17 protein-coding genes are annotated in these 22,735 nt (G+C 67.6%); 3 read left to right on the forward strand and 14 right to left on the reverse strand.

Annotated features, from left to right (window positions below; genetic code table 11):
* The first annotated feature begins 130 nt into the window (after positions 1 to 130).
* Together mfd and EWE75_RS01210 are read left to right on the forward strand one after the other, a co-directional pair.
* The gene (gene mfd / locus EWE75_RS01205) at positions 131 to 3,724 is read left to right on the forward strand and encodes a transcription-repair coupling factor (protein WP_130154855.1); all 3,594 of its coding nucleotides are present in this window, start codon (positions 131 to 133) and stop codon (positions 3,722 to 3,724) included.
* 49 nt (positions 3,725 to 3,773) lie between these two features.
* Positions 3,774 to 4,298 (forward strand): GAF domain-containing protein, encoded by a 525-nt coding sequence (locus EWE75_RS01210; protein ID WP_165388232.1) that lies wholly within the window; start codon positions 3,774 to 3,776, stop codon positions 4,296 to 4,298.
* 15 nt (positions 4,299 to 4,313) lie between these two features.
* Here the strand turns inward: EWE75_RS01210 and EWE75_RS01215 are convergent, their stop codons facing one another.
* From EWE75_RS01215 to EWE75_RS01280, 14 genes are all read right to left on the reverse strand, one after another.
* On the reverse strand, positions 4,314 to 5,864 hold the full coding sequence (locus EWE75_RS01215) for a DNA recombination protein RmuC (RefSeq protein ID WP_130154857.1): 1,551 nt from the start codon (positions 5,862 to 5,864) through the stop codon (positions 4,314 to 4,316).
* Between the two features lie 75 nt (positions 5,865 to 5,939).
* Positions 5,940 to 6,479 carry a peptide deformylase gene (gene def / locus EWE75_RS01220; protein WP_130154858.1) on the reverse strand — a complete coding sequence of 180 codons (540 nt, stop codon included), beginning with the start codon at positions 6,477 to 6,479 and terminating at the stop codon, positions 5,940 to 5,942.
* A 51-nt stretch (positions 6,480 to 6,530) separates the two neighbouring features.
* Complete coding sequence (locus tag EWE75_RS01225; protein WP_130154859.1) at positions 6,531 to 8,426, reverse strand: XrtA/PEP-CTERM system amidotransferase; 1,896 nt, start codon at positions 8,424 to 8,426, stop codon at positions 6,531 to 6,533.
* Positions 8,426 to 9,964, reverse strand: coding sequence for an exosortase A (gene xrtA, locus EWE75_RS01230; protein ID WP_130154860.1), 1,539 nt, complete (start codon positions 9,962 to 9,964; stop codon positions 8,426 to 8,428). The genes EWE75_RS01225 and xrtA overlap by 1 nt, the downstream gene beginning before the upstream one ends.
* Entirely contained in the window at positions 9,961 to 11,163 is a 1,203-nt protein-coding gene (locus EWE75_RS01235; RefSeq protein WP_130154861.1) for a TIGR03087 family PEP-CTERM/XrtA system glycosyltransferase, read from the reverse strand. The genes xrtA and EWE75_RS01235 overlap by 4 nt, the downstream gene beginning before the upstream one ends.
* Before the next feature lie 3 nt (positions 11,164 to 11,166).
* Entirely contained in the window at positions 11,167 to 12,240 is a 1,074-nt protein-coding gene (locus EWE75_RS01240; RefSeq protein ID WP_130154862.1) for a FemAB family XrtA/PEP-CTERM system-associated protein, read from the reverse strand.
* Positions 12,237 to 13,076: an XrtA system polysaccharide deacetylase gene (locus tag EWE75_RS01245; RefSeq protein ID WP_130154863.1), complete on the reverse strand. Its 840-nt coding sequence runs from the start codon at positions 13,074 to 13,076 to the stop codon at positions 12,237 to 12,239. Before EWE75_RS01245 ends, EWE75_RS01240 begins: the two co-directional genes overlap by 4 nt.
* Positions 13,077 to 13,084: 8 nt before the next feature.
* Positions 13,085 to 14,779 carry an XrtA/PEP-CTERM system-associated ATPase gene (locus EWE75_RS26215; RefSeq protein WP_427915757.1) on the reverse strand — a complete coding sequence of 565 codons (1,695 nt, stop codon included), beginning with the start codon at positions 14,777 to 14,779 and terminating at the stop codon, positions 13,085 to 13,087.
* Positions 14,780 to 14,789: 10 nt separating this feature from the next.
* The gene (locus tag EWE75_RS01255; RefSeq protein WP_130154864.1) at positions 14,790 to 16,391 is read right to left on the reverse strand and encodes a TonB-dependent receptor; all 1,602 of its coding nucleotides are present in this window, start codon (positions 16,389 to 16,391) and stop codon (positions 14,790 to 14,792) included.
* On the reverse strand, positions 16,388 to 17,335 hold the full coding sequence (locus EWE75_RS01260) for a P-loop NTPase family protein (protein ID WP_130154865.1): 948 nt from the start codon (positions 17,333 to 17,335) through the stop codon (positions 16,388 to 16,390). The genes EWE75_RS01255 and EWE75_RS01260 overlap by 4 nt, the downstream gene beginning before the upstream one ends.
* Complete coding sequence (locus tag EWE75_RS01265) at positions 17,332 to 18,855, reverse strand: XrtA system polysaccharide chain length determinant (protein ID WP_130154866.1); 1,524 nt, start codon at positions 18,853 to 18,855, stop codon at positions 17,332 to 17,334. Before EWE75_RS01265 ends, EWE75_RS01260 begins: the two co-directional genes overlap by 4 nt.
* A gap of 13 nt (positions 18,856 to 18,868) precedes the next feature.
* Complete coding sequence (locus EWE75_RS01270; protein ID WP_130154867.1) at positions 18,869 to 19,510, reverse strand: XrtA/PEP-CTERM system exopolysaccharide export protein; 642 nt, start codon at positions 19,508 to 19,510, stop codon at positions 18,869 to 18,871.
* A 68-nt stretch (positions 19,511 to 19,578) separates the two neighbouring features.
* The gene (locus EWE75_RS01275) at positions 19,579 to 20,838 is read right to left on the reverse strand and encodes a pyridoxal-dependent decarboxylase, exosortase A system-associated (RefSeq protein WP_130154868.1); all 1,260 of its coding nucleotides are present in this window, start codon (positions 20,836 to 20,838) and stop codon (positions 19,579 to 19,581) included.
* Positions 20,835 to 22,346, reverse strand: a complete 1,512-nt coding sequence (locus EWE75_RS01280) for an acyl-CoA ligase (AMP-forming), exosortase A system-associated (RefSeq protein WP_206364649.1) — start codon at positions 22,344 to 22,346, stop codon at positions 20,835 to 20,837. The genes EWE75_RS01275 and EWE75_RS01280 overlap by 4 nt, the downstream gene beginning before the upstream one ends.
* Before the next feature lie 114 nt (positions 22,347 to 22,460).
* On the opposite strand from EWE75_RS01280, the gene EWE75_RS01285 reads away from it, so the two are divergent.
* The gene (locus EWE75_RS01285) at positions 22,461 to 22,733 is read left to right on the forward strand and encodes an acyl carrier protein (protein WP_130154869.1); all 273 of its coding nucleotides are present in this window, start codon (positions 22,461 to 22,463) and stop codon (positions 22,731 to 22,733) included.
* Positions 22,734 to 22,735: the final 2 nt, after the last annotated feature.

Raw genomic sequence — 22,735 nt, forward strand, 5'->3', positions numbered from 1 at the left:
GGGGGGGGGTGTGGGGGGGCCCCTGGCTGGGGGGGGGGGGGGGGGGCCCCCGTCGTCAGGCGCCCCGCTCGTGACTGCCCCTCTCCCCGGCCCTCTCCCCGCAGGCGGGGAGAGGGAGAAGAAAGATAAAATGCCCGATCTGAAGACCATCCTCGCCGCCAAGACCCCGCTGACCCTCGCCGGCGTACCGGCCGGGTTCGCACCGTGGCTGCTCGCCGATCTCGCCCGCGCCGCGCCTTCTCGCGCGGTGTTCGTCGCATCGGACGAGGCGGCGATGCGTGCGGTCGCGGCGACCGCGCCGGTGTTTGCGCCCGATCTCGAAGTGCTGATGTTTCCGGCGTGGGATTGCCTGCCCTACGATCGCGCCTCGCCGACGCTGCGCGTGATGGCCGAGCGGATGGCGACGCTGCACCGGCTCCAGCAGCCGACCAAGGCGCCGCAACTGCTCATCACCACCGCCAACGCGCTGGCGCAGCGCACGCTGACCCCGTTCCGCATCCGCCAACTGGTCGCCAAGCTCGCGCCGGGCGAGCGGATCGGGCGCGACCGGCTCGCGGCACAACTTCAGGCCAACGGCTATGTTCGCGTCGAGACGGTCGCCGATTCGGGCGAGTTCGCGGTGCGCGGTGGCCTGGTCGATCTGTTCCCGAGCGGCGCTGAGGCGGCGCTGCGGCTCGACTTCTTTGGCGACGAGATCGAATCGGTCCGTACCTTCGACCCCGCCGACCAGCGCACCACCGGGCGGATCGACGGTTTCACCCTCCTCCCCGCCTCCGAAACTTTGCTCGACGAGGAGAGCATCAAGCGCTTCCGCAGCCGCTACCGCGAGCGCTTCGGCGCGACTGCGACCGGCGATCCGCTGTATCAGGCGATCAGCGACGGGCGGCGGCTGGCGGGCATGGAGCATTGGCTGCCGCTGTTCGAAGACAAGATGGTCACCCTGTTCGACCATCTCGGCGACGACGCGGTGATCGTGCGCGATTCGGGCGTGCAGGCGGCCGCCGAGCAGCGTTTCGAGGCGATCAACGATTATCACGCCAACCGCGTCAAGGCGCTGACCAATGAGCCGGGCAGCTACCGCCCGCTGCCGCCGAGCGCCCTGTACCTAACCGCGAAGGAATTCGCCGAGGCGCTGCAAACCGCACCCGCGCACCTCGTCACGCCGTTCCACGAACCCGAGAGCGCGACCGTACTCGACTTCCAGGTCGATGGCCCGCGCGATTTCGCGCCCGAGCGCGCCGGCGGCGTCAACGTGTACGAGGCGGTGGTCGAGCATATCGCCAAGCTGCGCCGGCAGGGCAAGAAGCCGGTGCTGGCCAGCTATTCAGGCGGCTCGCGCGAGCGGCTGGCGACGTTGCTCGCCGATCACGGCCTCAAGGCGTCGACCAAGGTGGCGACGTGGCAGGAAGCGCTGGGCGCTGCCGCCATCACTCCCGCCTTAGCTCCCCTCCCTGAGAGGGAGGGGCCGGGGGTGGGTCGGCCTGTGGTGGGCGGATCGGCAGTTGCAGAGCACCCCACCCCCAACCCCTCTCCTCCCGGGGGGGGAGCCAAGGGGTCGCTTGGGTCTGGCGGCGTATCGCTCATCATCCTGCCGCTCGACCACGGCTTCACCACGCCCGATGTCGCGTTGCTCACCGAACAGGACATGCTCGGCGACCGGCTGGTGCGGCGGGCCAAGCGCAAGAAATCCGCCGACGCTTTCCTCGCCGAACTGGCGATGCTCACGCCCGGCGATCTCGTCGTCCATGTCGACCACGGCATCGGCCGTTACGAGGGGCTGACCTCGATCCCCGTCGGCAAGAGCCCGCACGATTGCGTCGCGCTCTCCTACGCGGGTGGCGACAAATTGTTCGTGCCGGTCGAGAATATCGACGTGCTCTCGCGCTACGGCTCGGACAGCGAGGGCGCGAGCCTCGACCGGCTCGGTGGCGAGGCGTGGCAGCGGCGCAAGAGCCGCATGAAGGAGCGAATCCGCGAGATCGCCGGCGAACTGATCGCGACCGCGGCCGAACGCGCGTTGCATCCCGCCGACGTGATCGAGGCCGACAGCGGCTATGCAGAGTTCGTCGATCGCTTCCCCTATGAGGAAACCGAGGATCAGGAGCGCGCGATCGGCGAGGTGCTGGAGGATCTCGCCAAAGGCACGCCGATGGACCGGCTCGTCGTCGGCGATGTCGGCTTCGGCAAGACCGAAGTCGCTTTGCGCGGCGCGTTCGCCGCCGCGATGGCGGGCAAGCAGGTCGCGATCGTGTGCCCGACAACCCTGCTCGCGCGCCAGCATTTCAACAATTTCGCAAGCCGGTTCGAGGGGTTTCCGATCAAGGTCGGGCGGCTCTCACGGCTCGTCACCGCTGCGGAGATGAAGGCGACCAAGGACGGCCTCGCCGACGGCACCGTCGACGTCGTGGTCGGCACGCATGCCATCCTCGCCAAGGGCATCGAGTTCAAGCGGCTCGGCCTCGTCATCGTCGATGAGGAGCAGCGGTTCGGCGTGACCCACAAGGAGCGCCTGAAGTCGCTCAAGACCGACGTCCACGTCCTCACCCTCACCGCCACGCCGATCCCGCGCACGCTCCAGATGGCGATGTCCGGCCTGCGCGAACTCTCGGTGATCCAGACGCCGCCGGTCGATCGGCTGGCAGTGCGGACCTATGTCATGCCGTGGGACCCGGTGGTGCTGCGCGAGGCGTTGTTGCGCGAACATTATCGCGGCGGCCAGAGCTTCTTCGTCACGCCGCGCATCGCCGATCTGCCCGAGATCGAGGACTTCCTGCGTGAAGGCGTGCCCGAAATTCGCTATGTCGTCGCGCACGGCCAGATGGCGCCGAGCCAGGTCGAGGAGCGCATGTCGGCGTTCTACGACAAGAAGTTCGAGGTGCTCGTTTCCACCACGATCGTCGAAAGCGGCCTCGACATCCCGAGCGCCAACACGATGATCCTGCACCGCGCCGATCGGTTCGGATTGGCGCAGCTTTATCAGCTTCGCGGCCGGGTGGGACGATCGAAGACGCGCGCTTATGCCTATCTCACCACCCCGCCCGATCGCATCATGACGGAGACGGCGGAGAAAAGATTGAAGGTGCTGTCCGATCTCGACAGCCTCGGCGCCGGCTTCCAGCTCGCCAGCCATGATCTCGACATTCGCGGCGCCGGCAATCTGCTCGGCGACGAGCAATCCGGGCATATCAAGGAGGTCGGCTACGAACTCTACCAGGCGATGCTTGAAGAGGCGATCATGGAGGCGAAGGCGGGCGGTGAGCGTATGCGTCCGAAGAATTTTTCGCCGCAGATCACCGTCGATGCACCGATCCTCATCCCGGAGGATTACGTGCCGGACCTCGACCTTCGCATGGGGCTGTACCGGCGCCTCAACGATCTCGAGGATACCGGCGAGGTCGAGGCGTTCGCTGCCGAACTGATCGACCGGTTCGGCCCGCTGCCCGATCCGACCGAAAATCTCATCCGCATCATCGAGATCAAGCTCCACGCCAAGAAAGCCTGCGTCGCCAAGATCGACGTCGGCCCGCGCGGCGCGCTGGTGGCGTTCCACGACGACAAGCCGCCGAATATCGATGGGCTGCTGGCGTGGCTCAAGCGCGTCGGCGACGTGGCGAAACTGCGCCCCGACAGCAAGCTGGTGATCACACGCGTCTGGGCCGACCCCAAGGCGCGGCTCCACGGCGCCCTGCAACTGGCGAAAGGTTTGGCGAAAGCGGCGGGGTGATATAGTCTCTCCCGTGACCGTCATGAAGGACGCTCTCGGGAGAAGACGCATGGCGGACGGGACTCCGATCGATCGCTGGCACGCACTCACCGAGGCGGTTCATCGATTGTCGCGATCGGCGACGCTGCCCGAAGCGATCGCGATCCTGCGTAGCTGCTCGCGTGAGGTCGTCGGCTCCGACGGCGTGACGATCGTCCGCCGCGAGGGCGATGAAACCGTTTATGTGGCGGAAGATGCGCCCATGCCGTTCTGGGAAGGACGCAGGTTCCCGATCAGCGAATGCCTGGCCGGTTACGCGATCCTCGAGAAACGGCCGATCATCATCCCCGAAGTTCGCCTTGCAGACGATGTGCCGCAAAATGCCTATCTGGCGACCTATGCAGAAAGCGTCGCGGTGTTCCCGGTCGGGCTGGGCGAACCCAGCGGCGCGATCGGCGCCTATTGGCGCAAGGCCCGCCTGATCGACGACGAGACCGTGTCGCTGCTCGCCGCGCTGGCGCGCGCTTTCGGGGCGGTGGTCGAGATGATCGAGGTGCTGGAACAGGCCGAGAGCGCGGGCAAGCGCGCGGCGTGACGGGCTGAGCGCCGGCTACTCCGCCGCCTCGTCCACAGGTGCGGCCAACGCCGGCGCGGCGTCGCCGTAGCGGGCGAGCGCTTCGACGGGCGATGCTTCTTCGATTTCCTTCGCGCCCGTGTCGATGTTGAGATCACGGAACTTGCGCGCCGTCACCAGCGCGCGGCTTTCGAAGCTGCTCACGAAGGTGTTGTAATTGTTCACGGCCGATGTCAGCCCGCCGCCAACCTTGCGCAAATCACCCGCCGCCTTGGCGAGCCGTTCGTAGAGTTCCTTGCCGAGCGCGCCGATCTCCTGCGCCTGCTTGGCCATCTTCTCCTGCCGCCACACCGCATCGACCGTCCGCGCGATCGCGATCAAATTCGTCGGCGTTGCCAGCAAGACGCGCTTTTCGAACGCGAAGTCCCATAACGTCGGATCATATTCGAGTGCGGCGGTGAGGAAATGCTCGCCCGGCACGAACATGATGACGTAATCCGGCGCATCGGCGAACTGGTTCCAATACGCCTTGTTGCCGAGCCCGTTGACGTGCGCGCGCATCGATGCGGCGTGCGCGGCCAGCCCGGTCCTGCGCTCGTTTTCATCGACCGCGCCGAACGCGTCCTGATAGGCGTTGAGCGAGACCTTGGCATCGATGACGAGGCTGCGCCCCCCCGGCACCTTGACGATCGCGTCCGGGCGAAGCCGGCCGCCCTCGTCGCCGCCGGCGATGCTCACCTCGGTCTGAAAATCGGTATGTTCGGACAGGCCGCAGGTTTCGAGCACGTTCTTCAACTGCTGCTCGCCCCAGCGGCCGCGTGACTTGGGCGCGTTGCGCAGCGAATTGACCAGCTTGGCCGCCTCGGTGGAGACCTTCTCCTGCCCGACTCGCAGGCCTTCGAGCTGGCCCTTCAACTGGTCGAACGCGCTCAGCCGCTCGGCCTCGACCTTGGTCACCGTCTCCTCGTAGCGGAGCAGGCGGTCGCTGACCGGCTGGAGCATCGACTTGAGGTTCTGCCCCGCCGTTTCCTCGGACTGGCGGAAGCGTTCATCGGCGCGCTTGAGGAAATTCTCCTGCGCCTCGCTCAGCAGCTTGTTCGACACCTCGGCAAATTGCGTGGCGAGCAGATCCTTGGCGTGGAGCAGCCCCGCGATCCGCGCTTCATACGTCTCGGTGCTGGTCTGTTCGCGCGCCTGGAACGCCTCGCGCAGCGCACGTTCGCGCGCTTCGTGCGCGTCATGCGCCATCTTGAGGCGCGCCTCTTCTTCGGCCAGCCGCTCCGAAAGCCGGTGTTCGAACGAGGCGGCGTGAGTCTTGAGCGCGGTGTTCTCCAGCCGCACGCGGTCGCGATCCTCACGCATCTCCGAAAGCTCGGCGCGCACTTCGACGAGTTCCTCGCGCAAGCCAAACGCCGCACGCGCGCGCTCCTCGGCGCCGGCGAGATCGACGATCGCGCGCTTGAAATCGGCTTCGCGCGCATCGCGTTCGGCCTGGATCGCCGCTGTCCCGCGCTGACCAAGAAACCAGCCGAGCGCGACGCCGCACAGCAGCGCCACGATGACGATAATCGCGAAAAACCCGTCCAAACACCTGCTCCCCGGAACGAAGGGCGAACCTATCGTTTCCGGGCCAAGCGATCAACCGCGCTGCGACAAACGGTGTTACGCCGCCTTGCGGGCCTTCGCGAGCTTCTTGAGGATCATGTCGCGCTTCAACCGCGAGACGTGATCGATGAAGACGATGCCGGCGAGGTGATCCATCTCATGCTGGACACAGGTCGACAGCAGCCCGTCAAACTCTTCCTCATGCGCGCCACCGTCAAGGTCGAGCCACTTCACCCGGCAGCGCGCGGGGCGCTCTACATCAGCGTAATTCTCCGGGATCGACAGACACCCTTCGGCGTACACCGCGAGATCGTCGCTCTGCCACAGGATTTCGGGGTTGATGAACACGCGCGGCTGGCGGCCGGGGCGCGGTTCGCCGCCTTCTTCCAGCGGCGGTTCGTCTTCCTGAAGATCGATCACCACGATCGCCTGCTCGACGCCGACCTGGATCGAGGCGAGTCCGATGCCGCGCGCGTCGTACATCGTGTCGAACATATCGGACACGATCTTGCGCACGCCGTCGTCGATCGCCTCGACCGGCTTCGCATGCTTCTTCAACCGGGGATCCGGGACTTCGAGAATTTCCAAAATGGCCATGTCGGCGAGCTAGGAAGCGCGCCGGCTTTCGTCAAGCGCGGGCGGTGCAGATCAGGTGCCGAACAGCCGCGCCATGCTGCGTTCGAGCATCACCAATTGCCATAGCGTGCGACCGTGATCGGCGCGGCCCGCGCGATGATCGGCGGCGATTGTCTCGATTGCGCGGGGATCGAACCAGCCGCTGCCGATCAGCGTGCGCGAGCGCGCCAGCGCCGCCGCCTCGTCCGCGAGGCTGCTGCGGAACCAAGCGCCAACCGGAGTGACGAACCCCATCTTCGGGCGATAGAGGATATCTTTCGGCAGATACCGCTCCATCGCCTTCTTCATCAGCCACTTGCCCTGCCCGTGGCGCAGCCGCAGATCATCGGGCAAGGTCGCGGCGAATTCGACCAGCTTATAGTCGAGCAAAGGTTCGCGCGCTTCGAGGCTCACCGCCATGCTGGTGCGATCGGCCTTGGTGAGGATGTCGCCGGGCAGCCAATGCTGGAAATCGGCATATTGCGCGCGGTCGAGCGCGTCGCGCGCCGGTGCATCGTGCATCGCGCGGACGTAGCGATCCTCGGCGCGGTGCCCGCCGAGCGCTTTGCGGGCGCTGTCGGTGAGCAAAGCCGCGCGCAACGCGGGCGTCGTCACGCCGACCGAGCGGGCATAGCCCTCGGCGCCGTCCTCCGCGAGCGCGAGCAAGGTCGTCTTGGCGCGAAAGGTACGCGGCGCCCAATCGGCCTTTGGATAATGCCGCCCGAGCGTACCGAACACGCTGGAGCGCAGCGATGCGGGCAGCAGCGCCCGCACCCGCTCCTCCGCCGCCTGAAACTTGTAGCGGCGATAGCCGGCGAATGCCTCGTCCGCACCGTCGCCGGACAGCGCGACCGTCACCGTCTCGCGCGCCAGCTCGCACACGCGGTAGGTGGCGAGCGAGGAGGCGTCGGCGAACGGCTCGTCGAACGACGCGACCAACGTATCGATCAGCGCGTAATCATCCGGCGAGACGATCCGCTCCCGATGCTCGGTGGCGAAGCGCTTGGCGATCACATCGGCGTAGCTGCGCTCGTCCACCCCGGCCACATCGAAGCCGATCGTGCAGGTCTTCACCGCGCGTGGAGAAGCCTCGGCCATCAGCGCGACCACCGCCGAGCTATCGACCCCGCCCGACAAGAACGCGCCGAGCGGCACGTCGGCAACCATCCGCAGCGTGACGGCGGCGCGCATCCGCTCGACCAGTTCCTCCTCCAGCGCCTTGCGACTGCCGGTGGCGCGGCGCGAGAAGTCGATATCCCACCAGCGCGATGGCGCGGGCACCGGCTTGCCGCGTTCGAGCAACAGGAAATGCCCGGCGGGGAGCTTCTTCACCCCGGCAACGAGGCAGGTATCGTCGGGCACATAGCCGAACGCGAGATAATCCTCGATCGCGGTGAGCTGCGGCGTGCGGCGCAGCAGCGGATGCGCGAGCAGGCCCTTCAGTTCCGACGCGAACGCCACCGCGCCGTCGGACAATTCGACGTAATGAAGCGGCTTCACGCCCATCCGGTCGCGCGCGAGGAACAGCGTCTGGCGCGCGGCATCGTGGATCGCAAAGGCGAACATGCCGTTCAATCGATCGAGCAGCGCCGGCCCCCACGCCGCCCAGCCGTGCAACAGCACCTCGGTATCGCCGGAGGTGACGAAGCGCGCGCCCTTGGCCTGCAATTTGGCACGCAGTTCGGCGAAGTTGTAGATTTCGCCGTTGTAGGTGACGGTCAGCGATCCGTCGGCGCTTCGCATCGGTTGCGGACTGCCGGCGATGTCGATGATCGACAGGCGGCGATGCCCCAATCCGACTCCAGGCGCGGTCCACACGTCGCCACCGTCGGGGCCGCGATGTGCCTGCACGTCGGTCATCGCGCGCACCCGCGCCGGATCGACCGGCTTGGGCATGGCGGGATAGAACATGCCGGCGATCCCGCACATCAGCGCGGCATCCCGGCAGCGCGATCTGCGACCACATCGATCGGGCCGAGCGCGGTCAGGAAGCGTTGCATCGCCGCGCGCGGGTCGCGCCCCGGCAACACCTCGGCGGAGACATGCACCGCCACCGCGCGCTGCGGGCCGCCGAGCAGCTTGGCCTGCAATGTCGCCAGCTTCTGCCGCGCGCCGCTGTAGGTGACGATGTCACCGACCCGATACCAGGTCGCGATCTCGCGCTCGACCGGGCCGGGCGCGGTGACGTGGATCACCGCGCCGCCGTCGAGATCGGGCAAATCCTCGATCCGCACCCACACGTCGTCCTCGCGCAACGCGCCGACGCCGAACGAGACGATCTCCTTGCCCTCATGCTGAGCCCCGTAAACGGCGATCGCGAGATCGACCGGATCACCGCTCGCATCGGCATAGCGCCCGATCAGATAATGGTCGGCGCCGGGATAGTTGGGCGCCCACGGTGCGCGCGTACTCATCGGCACGCGATGCCAGCCGGGCACCTCGGGCAAGGCGATGCGGTCGGGCAAGGGCTGCGCACGGTTGGCGATGGCTGTGCTCCACGCGGGGAATACCGCCACCGTCACCAGCACCAAGGCCGCCGCGAGCAGAGCGTCGAGCCGGAAGCGCGGCACGCTCTGGAGCTTCGCCGCATCGAACACCGGCGCATCCGGCGCGCGATCGAACCAGCGCCAGCCGATCGCGATCACCGCCGCCATCACCAGCCCGAAGAAGATCCAGCCGTACAGGATATGGTCGAAGCCCGTAGCCGCCTCCACCGAGGTGAGATACGCCGCATAGATCGTCGCGAACGCGCGGATGCCGTTGGCGACCACGGGCACGATCAGCGCCATCACCATGAACGCCGCCCGCCGGCCCCACGACACGAAGCACACGTTGGCGACGAGCGTGCCATAGGCGATCATCGCGATCACGAACTTCGCGCCCGAACACGCTTCGGCCACTTCGAAATAGCCGTTGGGGATGGTGATGAGCACGCCATCGACCTGCGCGGGCACGCCGAACAGGTGGAGCATCGGCATCGTCAGCGCGACGGTGACGGTCTGCAACGGGCCCTCCATCCCCTCGCCGAACGGCACGAGAAAGACCGCGTAGCACAAAGGAAACAGCAGCCCGCGCGCAACGTTCGGCCCGAGCAGGGTGACGACCGCGCCTTGCAGCATCATCACCAGCCCGAGTTGCCGCGCCAGGGCCACGCCGCCGGCATCGCCGAGCAGCCACCCAAGACCACCGCACGCGACGATCGCCAGCCCCGGCGCCCAGCCGACCGGGGTCAGCTTGCCGAGATCGGCGCGGCGCGCCCACACCAGCCACGCGAGGACGGGGCCGATGAACAGGCAATGCCCGAAGGTCGTGCTCGTCCACCACAGATGCGCGAGCGTCGTCACATCGCGCCAGAAGGTCGCGACGATCACGAGCGCAACGGCCACCAGCGCGATGAGATGACGGCGCCATGCCGCCTGTACGGAGGTCGCCGGCGCGAAGTCGGCGGACGGAAACGCGTAGGTCATGCCGCGACGCGTTCCACACGTTGGTCGGTGAGCATCGCATCGAGCGGCGCGAGGCATGCTTGCCAACTATAGCGGCGCTGCACTTGCGCCCGCGCGGCTGCGCCGATCGCGGCGGCGGTGGGTTTGTCGCCGAGCAGCAAGCCGGTAGCTTGCGCGATCTCGGCGGCAGTCGCGCCGACGCGGATCGTGCCGGCGTGATCGATCCCCTCGGCGGCGGGCGCGGAGGTGACCACCGGCCGCGCCATCGCCATCGCTTCAAGCACCTTGTTCTGGATACCGCGCGCCAGCTTCAACGGCGCGACCACCACGGCAGCGGCGGCGAGCCAGCCGCGCACGTCGGCGACCTCGCCGGTGACGATCACGCCGGGCCGGCTGGCGAGCGCCTTCACCGCCTCGGACGGCGCCCGACCGACGATCGCGAACTGTGCCTGCGGGTGTTCGACCCGGATCAGCGGCATAATATCCTGCGCGAACCACGTCACCGCCTCGATATTGGGGCGATAATCCATTTGGCCGGTGAAGACGATCAGATCGCCCTCCGCCGCGACGCGTTCGAAGCTGGCGGCGGGGTCGAACACAGCGGTGTCGATGCCGTTCTCGATCGCATGGACTCGCGCCGCGCCCGTCGCCTCGCGAAACAGCGCCGCCTCGGCGGCGCTGACGAACAGGCTGGCGTCGGAACACGCGGCGACATCACGCTCGAACGCCTGCAACAGCCTGGCCTCGCGCGCCATCATCCAGCGCGATGGGCCATGCGCGTCGTTGGCGTAGTCGGCGAACTTGGCCGAATCCATGTCGACGAAGTCCATCACGATGCGGTGGTCCGAACATGCCGGCAGATATTGCGCCATCTGCCCCGAGAAGACGTAGATCGTGTCGATCGGATGGCGCGCGAGCAGATCGTCGACCTTGGCGCGCACCGCCGCATCGTCGAACGAGGTCAGCGAGACCGGCCGGCCCTGCACCATAGCCTCGGCGGCGGCACGCCAGCGCGGTTTGCCCCGCCACAGCACCGCGCGCTCGCCGGTCAGCCACGGCAGGCTGCCGGCACGGTTCAGGTCACGCGGATCATCGGCGAAAGCGACCAGGTGCGTGCGGGCGCGCTGCGACAGATGCTTGAGAATGTGGAACCCACGGATCTTGTCGCCGCGATCGGGCGGATCGGGGACGCGGTGCGCCAGGAACAATATGTCGCCCATCGGCTATCCGAGACCCTTGGCGATGTGCGGACCGAGCAGGTTCGCGATCCCCAAGGGCAGCGTCTTCCACACGGCGACTTGCAGCCGGTATTTCGGGCTGAGCGGGTTGATCTCGCGCGGGGTGTCACCGGGTTTCACGCGCTTGGCATAGCGCAGCGGCACCCCTTCGAAACCCCAATTCTTCTTGAACGCCGCCGGCCCGGTGCCGGCCTTCGACCGTCCGAAATCGAACCGCGTGCAACCGCGCGCGCGGGCATGGCTCATCAGCGCGAAATACATGCGGTCGTTGGCACGAAGCGCGCGCGCCGCAAGCGTGCCGCCGCCCCAATAGGGATAGACCGTACCGGCGTGATACAAGCTTAGCACGCTCGCGACCGGCTTGCCGGCCGAGCGGATCGTCAGGATATCGGCATCGTCACCGAACGCCGCGAGCACGCTGCGGAACAGTTTCGCCGGGAACACCGGCGTGCCGAGGTTGCGCACCGATTCGGCATAGACCGCGTAATGCGCCTTCACATCAGCGGCGCCGCTGCCGACCGTCACGTCGAGATCGAGCGCGAGCGCCTTGCGCACCTCGGCGCGCTGCTTGCGCGGGATGGCGGTGAGTTGCGCATCGTCCGAAGCCGCAAGCGGACGAGTGAAGCCGAGATAGGCGCCCTCCTCCGCGATCCAGTCGCCATCGGGCACGCCGCCGCCGCGCAATTCGAGGCTCGGGCAACCGAGTTTCAGCGCGAGCGCCCAGCCCGCTTCGGCCAGCACACCCGCCGCCGCGTCGCTGCCGGCGAGGATGCCGCCGCCGACCGCGAACCCGTTCGAGACCAAAGCGCGCCCGAACAGCCGCGAGCGGACCTCCGTCATGGGCAGCACGCCTTCGATCGATCCGTCACCGCGCTCGGCGATCAAGGTATGGCTGCGTTGGCCGCAGCCTCGCGCAACGGCAAGGCTCCAGGCGGGCAGATGGAACGGCGTACCCTCAGGATGCGCGCGCACGAAATCGGCGATGCGCGCGGCTTCGGCGGCGTCGGTCAGATCGGCTGTGCGTAGGCCGAGCAAGGGCGACAGCAAAGGCACGGTCACGCCATAGCGCCTTTCATCTCGGCCACGATCGAATCCATCCGGTCCCAGCGGTGGCGGCGGATCAGCCCGCGCAATTTGCCCGCCATCGCGCCCAAGCGACTGTAATGGCGCAGCCGCGACTTGAGCGGCGCGGCGGCGATGCGCGGCTGGCCGGGATCGATCTCCCACGGGTGGAAGTAGAACACCGCTGGCTGGCCCTCGGCCGAAACCTGCCGCACCGCATGATTGGTCAGCGCCGCAGGGAACAGCCGGAAGAACCCGCCGCCGGTCGCCATGCGGCGGTTGCCGAACGCGGCGACTGTCACCGGCACTTCGATCAACGGCGAATCCGCGACCGGGCGGAAGGCGTAGCGGGACGCCTCCGGCCAGCCGTAATGATCGTGCTTGAGCGGCGCTACGCTTGACGAATAGGCGTATCCCGCCTCGGCGAGGATCGGATGCGCCCAGGGCGTGCGGGCGTCGATCGAGAAGCTCGGCGCGCGGTAGCCGGTGACGCGCACACCGCCGGCGTCCTCCAGCGTCTTGCGTGCCCGGTCGATATCGGCGCGGAACACCTCGGGCTGCATCGTGAAGACACGCTGGTGCGCCCAGCCGTGGCTCGCCAGTTCGTGTCCGGCCGCGACGATCCGGCGGATCAACGCTGGGTGGCGTGCGGCGACCCAGCCGAGCGTGAAGAACGTCGCTTTCACGCCGGTTTCGGCGAACAGCGCCAGCACCGCGTCGGTGTTGTATTCAACCCGCGATTCGAGCGAATCCCAGTCTTTTCTGTCGATCACCCGCTCGAACGCGCCGACCTGAAACCATTCCTCGATATCGACCGACAGCGCGTGGCGCATGCTCCGGCTCAGCGCAGGTCGCGGCGGAGCGCCGTCGTATCGTGCGATCCATCGCCCTCGACCCAATCGACCAGCAAGGTCAGCACGCGGCGCAAGGCGGCGTCCTGCTCTTCGACGCGCGCCTCAAGCGAGGCGATGCGGGCACGGCTGGCGGGGTCGCCTGCGGTGGACGCGACGAACGCCTCGTCGATCCGGGTCTCCAGCGCATCGAGCCGCGCCTTGAGCGCGGGGTTGAGATCGGTCGGCCGCGCGGCGAGCTGCTCCATCGCGGCTTCGATCGATTCGAGATGATCGGCGACGGCCGGATCGCTCTGCGGGCCGCGCGACGCAACCTCGTCGAGCCGGGCTTCGAGTGCCGCGATGGCCGGGTCCGCCTCGGGCTCGCGTGCGGCAAGCTGGTCCAGCCGGGCTTCGAGCGCCGCGAGCCGTTCGTCGCTCGCCGCATCCATCGCAGGGATGCGCGCTGCCGTCTGTTCGACCGAGGCAGCGAGCGCGGCGAGTTCGTCGCGAACCGTCTGATCGACATCCGATACGGCGACCGCGATCTGGTCGGTACGTCCCTCAACCGAGGCGAGCCGCTCGGCCAGCGCGGGATCGGCCTTGGGTGCATTCTCGACCCGCGCTTCGAGCGACGTCAACCGCGCGAGGATGCCGCGATCGACGCGCGGGCCGGCGGAGACATTCTCCAGCCGCGATTCGATCGAGGCGATCGCCTGCATCAGCGACTGGTCGGGCGCGGCGGGTTCCTCGACACGCGATTCGAGCGAGGCGATGCGCGCGAGCAACTCGGCGTCGGGTACGGCATCCTCGATCGGCAGATGCCGGATCGGGCGCGGCGCCGTGGTCGGCTCGGTCGCCTTGACGATCGGCAACGGTTCGGGCTTCTCGGGCGCGTCGCTCGAAATATCCGCGAGCACCGTGTTCACCACGTCCGCGTCGATCGTATCGAGCTGCTCAATCGCACCGAACAGCAGCACGCGCCCGGCAAGCTGGTTGAGCCGGCGCGGTACGCCGTCCGAACCATCGTAGAGCGCCGCGAAAGCTTCGTCGGTGAAATGCGGACGGCCCGTCCAGCCGACTACACCGAGCCGGTGCTTCATATACGGCTCTACTTCCTCGCGCTCCATCGGTTCGAGGTGATGCGTCGCGATCACGCGCTGGCGGAGCTGTTCGAGCCGGTCGGAGCCATGCAGCCGCTCGCGGAACTCGGGTTGGCCGAGCAGGAATATCTGGAGAAGCGCATGGCCGCCCGCCTGAAAGTTCGACAGCATCCGCAGTTCTTCGAGCGCGGAGACCGGCAGCGCCTGCGCCTCATCGACGATCAGCAACGTGCGCCGGCCGCTGCGCGCAGTGGCGTGCAGCCCGCGTTCGATCGCGGTGAGCAGTTGCGCCTTGGTCATGCCATCGGTGTGGAGATCGAGCCCGTTGCCGACCATGCGAAGCAGATCGTCCGCCTCGATCTGGGTCGAGACGATCTTGATCGCCTGCAACCGATCGCGGTCGATCGTCGCCATCAGATGGCCGACGAGCGTGGTCTTGCCAGCGCCGACATCGCCGGTGATGACGATGAAGCCCTCGCCCTGGCTCAAGCCATAGCCGAGATACGCCATCGCCTTGCGGTGCGTGGCGGTATCGAACCAGAAACGCGGATCGGGCGTGAGCTGGAACGGCCGTCCGTTCAATCCATAATGGTCGTCGTACATGGCAACACCCTCAGAATTGATACCGCATCCCGACCTGGCCCTGGGCCGAAGTCTGGTCGCGCAGCCCCTGCTGGCTGAAATTGTAGATGCCGGCGGTCGCCGTCGCCCCCAACCGGCCGAAGGTTCGGTAATAGGTCGCGGTCGCGCCCTCGCTGTAGATGCCGCGCGATCCGGCGATACCGCTCTTATAGTAATTCGCGATCACGTCCGCGCTGATGCTGGAAACACGATCGAGCGTGACCGAGGCGAACGCCTGTGCATAGACGCTTTCGTCCTCGACGCCATCGACGGTGAACTGCTCGCCCTCGGGCGCGAAGAACTTGCGGTTGGCGTAGCCGGCGCCGATGCCGTAGCTGACCGGACCACGGTTTGCAGACAGGATCGCATCGACGCCGCGCGCGCGGTACGATGACGACGAGATCGACTGGAACACGCCGTTGAGGCACCCGCCCGCCGAACCTGCGGTGTTGCCGAACGTGCATCCGCCGAACTGCTGGCCGAACGCGTCGCGCTGGTCGATGAAGCTGGTTGGCAGACGCGAGATGCCGTCCTGCAACTGGCGCCCGAAGGTCGTCACCGAGTCATACACGCCGAGCTGGAAGTTTACGGCACGCGACGGCGAATAGGAGAACGAGCCGGTATAGCTCATGCCGCCATAGCGCTTGCCGACGTTGGCGGTCAGCAAAGTACGCGGCGACGGACGCCAGATCACGCCAGCGTCGTAGATCAGCCCGTCGGTCTCATAGGCGATCCGGCGTGGTGACGCCTGATTGGTGACGTAGCGGCCATTACGATCGATCACCGGATTACCGCCAGCGTCGAGCAGCGCGTCCTTCTGGGTGACCTTGATCTTCTCATATCCCACACCAGCGCGCAGCGCGAGCGTGCGGGTGACCGGCAGCACCACGTCGCCACGCCCGTATTTGCCTTCGTAACGCTGGCTGAGCTGGGTGGCGGTGTCACGCTCATACGCGCCGCTCACCGTCACGCCGACCGGCAACACCTCGCCCGCCTTCACGCCGGCGGATGCGGTCGCGACGTGGCTCTGCGCGCTGTCGAACACGTCGAGCCGCTGCGCACCGGGCGCGACGCCGGTCGCGCCGGGCGATTCGACCTTGGTGTAGCCGTAGCGGTACGCCGCGTTGATCGCGACCGGGCCGGCGTTCGTCGCGAGCGTCGGGCCGGCATAGGCCGAATAGACCTGGCTGATATTGTCGACATTGCCGGCGAGGTTGACCGGCGCTGCGCCGCGAATGTCATAACGCGAACGCGTGGCGAGCGCGCCGCCGTCGAGGCTGACGCCCGGCGCAATCTTGACGGACGCGCGCGCAAGGCCGCTGTGGACGTCGCTGTCGCCGACACGCTTGCTCCACGCGATGCGGCGTTCGTAGCGATAGCTCACCTGAAGATCGGCGCGATTGGTATGCAAATCGGCATCGACCCCGGCGGCGACCGTCGAATAGGTCAGCACGTCATTGTCACCGCTCAGGTCGGCGACGGCGACCTGGCTCAGTTCGATATAGGGCGAGATCGACTTGTGCCGGTCCTGCGCATGGACGGGCGCGGCGAGCAGTGTCGCACAGGCGGCTCCCGTCAGGAGCGTCCGCTTCATTTCGAGTCCTCCTGCCCGTAATAGCTGCCGAAGCGGCGGCCGCCGGGCGCATAGGTCACTGCGTTGAGCAGCAACTGGATGTCTTCGCAGCCGCTGAGCAGCGCGACCGCTTCGCGCAGATCGCCCTCGACGGTGCGATCGGCGCGCACCACCAGCACGGTCTGCCCGGCATGATGCGCGAGCACGGCGGCGGGCGACGCGGCCAGCACCGGCGGCGAATCGAAGATCAATACGCGGCGCGGATCGGCGGCGAGCAACGCCGAGATGATCGCGGCGGTGCGCGCGCTGCCGAGCAATTCGGTATCGTCGTGCGATTTGGTGCCAGCGGGCAGCACGCTCAACTGCGGGATGTCGGTGCGAACCACGCAGGTCTCGATATCGATCGTCGGATCGGCGAGCGCATCGAGCAGCCCGAGGCCGTCGGCGAGGCCGAGCCGGTTCATCACATCGGGCTTGGCGAAATCGGCGTCGATCAGGATCACCTCGACCTCGCGCTCCGCCGCCATCGAGATGGCGAGGTTGAGCGCGCAATAGGTCTTGCCGTCGTTTGGCTTGGCCGAGCAGACCAGAATGGTGCGCGCGCGCGTCGCGTCTTTCTGGCGCAATGTCCGCGCGGTCACCATCAGGTGTCGTTTGACCAGCCGGAATTCCTCGGCGAGCGCCCCGACCGGCGCGCCGGGCACGAGCAGCCCGTTGGCGGCCAGGATCGCGCGATCGACCACCGCGACGTCGCCAGACGGAACACGGAGCGGTGCCATCTCGGCGGGCGCATCCAACTCCACGGGCGCTTCCGCCATCGGCGCGATGACCCGCAGCGGCGGCGGTGCCGCTTCCGAAACAGGAGGCTGGGGGTTGCGCGCGCGCAGTTCGGCGCTGAAATCATAGACCTTGGCGGCGCGCTCGATCAGCGAACCGCCCGGTTTGCGCGAGGTCATGTCGTTCATGCGGCAAGTCCTCGCTGGAGCATCTCGACGCCGAGCAGCGCCACCCACGCGACCACCAGGGCCGCCATGCCGCCGCCGAAATAACCGAGCTGGCGGCGGCGCTGCGCGGTCTGCAGCTTGGTCACGGTCTCGCCGATCGAGCCGATCACCGGCAGCCCGGTCGCCGCTTCGAGCCGCTTGGGCGTCGGGAAGGTCGTCTGCACCTGAGTCATCGCGAACGCGGCGCCCGCCCCCATCACTAGCGCCGCCAGCAGCACCCCGGTCAGCAGCAGCGGACGGTTGGGCGAGGTCGGCACGCGCGGCGCGCTCGGCTGATCGAGCACGCTGAACTTGATGGCGTCGGTCTGCGACTGCGCCTGCCCGCGCAGGCGGACGCCCTCGCGATCGGACAGCAATTTGTCGTAGCTATCCTTGAGCACCTGATAATCGCGTTCGATCTGCGACTGTTCCTGCATTGCGCCCGAATCGCCGGTCAGCTTGGCGCTGATCGTATCGATATCGCCCTGAAGCTGGCGCTTGCGGCTCATCAGCGCGGCGACCTGCGCCTGTTTGTCGGCCTGATTGGCCTTGAGCTGGAGGTACAGCGGATTGGACGCGCCGCCGGCGGCCGATCCGCCGACCAGAGGTTCGTTGCGCGCCGCGGCCTGTGCGGCGGCGAGTTGGCTCTTGAGCGCGACGACGTCGGGGTGTTGCTCGGTATAGCCGCGCCCGCGCGCGTCGCTGAGCTGGCCCTGGATCGCGTTCAGCCGCGCCCGCGCCGGCCCCGCGCTGCCGGCGGTGGCGCTCGCGCCCGCAACGCTCGCCGGCGTTCCCGCCATCTGGCCGTTGATGACCGCCAGTCCCGACTGCGCGGCGGCGAGATCGCCGTCGACCTGCGCCATCTGGCTGCGCGCCGCCGCCATCCGGTCGGCCACCGAGCCGGTGCCGGGCAGCGAGCCGAGGTAGCGGTTCTGGAAATCCTCGCGTTTCGCTTCCGCATCGGAAAGCTGCTTCTGCTTCTGCGCAAGCTGCTGATCGAGGAATTGAAGCGTCTGCGTGGTCTCGGCCTTGTCGCCCGACAGGTTCTGCTCGACGAACAGATCGAGCAATTTCTGCACGACCTGCCGCGCGACCTTGGGGCTTTTCTGGCTGACCGAGATCGTGAAGATATTGTCCTGCTCGGACGTGATCTTCACCGCCTGCTGGAGCGCCGCCACCCGGTCCGCCACGTCCTTGTCGGTTGCGACGGTGTTGGCGAGATCGGTGCCGCGCACGACCTTTTCGAGATTGTCGGCAGAGGTCAGCGTCTGGCGGACGGTGTCGAGATTCTTCTGCTGGTCGGCCGGCGAAATGCCGACGGCGGCGGGCAGCAATGTCTGCATCTGCGCGAACACGCGCGCGGTCGATTCGTAGCTGCTCGGAATCTGCGCCACGAACAGCCAGCCGACGATCGCGACCGCCCATGCCACGCCGAGCGCGATCCAGCGCCGCATCCAGACCGCGTGGATCGCGATCCGCAGTTCATCGTAAAGACCGTTCACCTGCCCGGCCCTCTCAGAACATGCTCTCGGGGATGATGATGACATCGCCCGGTTCGAGCCGGACGTTCGCATGCGAATCGCCATTCTTGAGCAGGTTCGACAGCTTGATATTGTATTCGACCTGCTTGCCGGTGCCGCGATCGTAGCGGATCAGCTTGGCGCGGTTGCCGGCGGCATATTCGCTCAAACCGCCGACCGCGATCATCGCGTCAAGCAAGGTCATGTTGGCGCGGTACGGGATCGAAGCGGGCTTCGCGGTCGCGCCGACGATACGGACCTGCTGGCTGAAGGTGCCGCTGAAATTCTCGACGATCACGGAGACGATCGGGTCTTTGATATATTCGCCCAGCGCGATCTTCATGTCGTCGGCGAGCATCGCCGGGGTCTTGCCCACGGCGGGCATGTCGCTGATGAGGGGCGTGGTGATGCGGCCGTCGGGACGCACCTGCACCTTCGCCGACAGTTCGGGGTTACGCCAAACGAAGATGTTGAGCTGGTCGAGCGGGCCGATGACATATTCCTCGCCCGGCTGTTCCTGCGTGGCGACGAACGCCGCCGGCGGGAGTTGCCCGCCGCCGCCCGTCGCGCACCCGTTCAGCGCGAGCGCGGTCGCGCCAGCCGTGACACAGCCCTTGAGAAGCCCCGAAGTACGCATCCACCAAACTCCCTGCTGCTACAACCGGCACGCTCCGTCAGGCGTGCAAGTCCGCGGCGATGGTCGGGCTATGCCTTTGGAGAGGTGAAGATTGCGTTAGGAACGTCCGGCCCGCCTGCCAGGATTTCCGCCGGCGCCGGGTGGCCGAGAAATCCGGCCGGACTGGCGGAGAGACCATAGGCCCCCGCCATGAACACCGCGATCAGATCGCCGGGGTGCGCGAGCGGAATTTCGACGCGATCGGCGAGCCTGTCGAGCGGGGTACATAACGGGCCGACGACGCTGGCGACCTCGGTCGGTGCGCCGGCGGGCGCGGTGGCGACGGCGACCGGATAGTTGCGGCGGACGACCGTGCCGAGATTGCCGCTCGCGGCGAGCTGGTGGTTCATGCCGCCATCGGTGACGATGAAGGTCTCGCCCCGGCTCACCTTCCGATCGACCACGCGGGTCAGATACACGCCCGCCTCGCCGACCAGCCAGCGCCCGAGTTCGATCGCGAAGCGCGTGCCGTCGAGCGCAGCCGGCAGCGAACCGAGCCGCTCGGCAAGCGCAGCGCCGATGTTTTCGATATCGAGCGGCACCTCACCGGGAAAGTAGGGGATACCGAAGCCGCCGCCGAGATTGACCAGCGGCGGCACGACGCCGACCTGCTCGCTGAGCCGCGCCGCCAGGGCGAGCGTCTCGGCCTGCGTCTCGATGATCGCCTGCTCGTCGAGCGCCTGCGATCCGGCGAAGATATGGAAGCCGCACCACTCCGCACCGGATTCGATCACTTCACGCGCGAGCGCGGCGGCGCGATCGGAATCGACCCCGAATGGGGATGCCCTGCCCCCCATCCGCATGCCCGATCCCCGCAACTCGATCTCGGGGTTAACCCGTACCGCGAGACGCGGGACGAGCCCGAGCATGTCGCCAATCGCGATCGCCCGCGCCGCCTCGCCTTCCGATTCGAGGTTGATGGTGATGCCGGCGCGGATCGCCGCTTCGATCTCGTCCCGGCGCTTGCCCGGCCCGGCGAAGCTGATCGCATGGCCGCGCTTCAACGCCGTCACGCGCGCGAGTTCGCCCGCCGAAGCGACATCGAACCCGTCGACCAGCGGCGCCATCGCGGCGAGCAGTGGCGCAAACGGATTGGCCTTGATCGCATAGTGCAAATCGACGCCGGCAAATGCCGCCCGGAACCGCGCCACCCGACGCGCGACGGCGGCGAAATCGTACACGAACAGCGGCGTGTCGCCTGCGACATCGACCCATTCCTCCGCGCTGCGCCCGGCGATGACGAGCGGCGCACCGGCGAAATCGGCCGGGATCGTCCCCATCGGCTTCATGCCGTCACCTCACGGCGCAGCGCTGCGCGGTCGAGCTTGCCGTTGGCGTTGACCGGCAGCGCATCGCGCCATTCATAGCGTGCGGGCTGCATGAAGCTCGGCAACTCAGCGCGCAGCCGCGCGCGCACCGCCGTCTCGGCCTGGGCAGCATCGCCGAGCGCGCGCGCCACCACCACGATCGCCTGCCCGAGCCGCGCGTCGGCCACGCCGATCGCCACCGCCTCGCCTACCTCTCCACCGCTCAGCACCGCATCCTCGATCTCGGTGGGGCTGATGCGGTTGCCGGCGCTTTTAATCATCTCGTCATCCCGGCCGACGAAGCGAAACAATCCGTCCGCACCTTCGACCACGGTGTCGCCCGACCACACCGCCATGCCACCGCTTTCCGACCAGTCCGGCGCGGGGCGGAAGCGCAAGGCGGTGCGCTCGGTATCACGCCAATAGCCTTGCGCCACCAGCGGCCCGGCATGGACCAGCTCGCCCGGCTCCTCCGGGGCCGCGCGGGCGCCGTCGGCGCGCACCGCCATCACCTCGGCGAACGGGATCGCGCGGCCGATCGCGTGCGGGTGCGCGTCAACCAGTTCGGGCGCGAGGTAGGTCGAGCGGAACGCTTCGGTGAGGCCGTACATCGGGTAGAGATCGGCCTGCGGGAATTTGGCGCGCAGACCCGCGATGATCGGCACCGTCAGCGCGCCGCCTGAGTTGGTGAGGCGCCGCAGCCGCGCCGCCGTCTCTTGGGGCCATTCGGCGTCGAGCACTTGCACCCACAGCGGCGGCACGCCCGCGAGCGTCGTCGCACCGAAGCGTTCGACCGCCTTCACCACATCGCGCGCGGTGAGGTAATCGAGCGGCGCGACCGATCCGCCCGCCGCCCAGGTCGAGAAAAGCTGGTTTTGTCCGTAATCGAAACTCAGCGGCAACACGCCAAGCACACGGTCGGCGGGCATGATCTTCAGGTAATGCGCCACGCTGATCGCGCCGAGCCACAGGTTCGCATGGCTGAGCATGACGCCCTTCGGCCGCCCGGTCGATCCCGAGGTGTAGAGGATTGCCGCAAGCGTATCTGTGTCGGCGCGCGAAGGCGGCAGAGTATCGTCGCCGCCGGCAAGCTCTTCCTCCAGCACGATCCGGCAATCGGCCGGCACGTCGCCCGGTTCCAGTGTAGCCGCCCGCGCCGCCTGCGTGACGAGCAGCCGCGCGCCGCTGTCGGCGAGGATATGCGCCACCTGAGCGCGCTTGAGCACCGGGTTGACCGGCACATGCACCAGCCCGGCACGCGGCGCGGCGAGCGGCAGCAGGCACGCAGTCGCCGTCTTGGGGAGCCAGTTCGCCACCCGCGCGCCGGGTTCATCAAGCGTGCGCGCAAGCCACGCGGCGGCGGTGCCAACGTGCCGCTCAAGTTCGGCATATGTCACGTCGCCGCTCTTGAACGCGAGCGCCACGTCTCCCGCCTGTCCGCGCAGCGGCAGCGTGTCGATCGGGCGCGGCACGGGATCGAGGGCGATCATCACGCCCTGATAGCCGAGTCCGCCGCGCTGTGAAGTCCCGGATGAAAACCCCGGCCCTTGGCAGATGCACGGCCTTTCTCTAACGCGCGCCGAAAAGGGAAGGATGGGCCTGCAGTGCTGCCAGACGATATTTCGACGATCGAGACGACCGTGCGCGCGGTGTTGCGCGATGTGTTGGGGCTGAGCGAAGCGCGCGCCGCCGCTTTGCGGGACGACACATTGCTGTTCGGCGCGATGCCCGAGCTCGACTCGATGGCGGTCGCGGGCGTGCTCACCGAATTGGAGGAGCGGCTCGGCATCCTGATCGAAGACGACGAGGTCGATGGCGAGATGCTCGAGACGTTCGGCGCGCTCGTCCGCTTCGCGGCGACCAAAGCGCCGCGATGAGC

This window comes from Sphingomonas populi (assembly GCF_004208535.1).
Classification (GTDB): Bacteria; Pseudomonadota; Alphaproteobacteria; order Sphingomonadales; family Sphingomonadaceae; genus Sphingomonas; species Sphingomonas populi.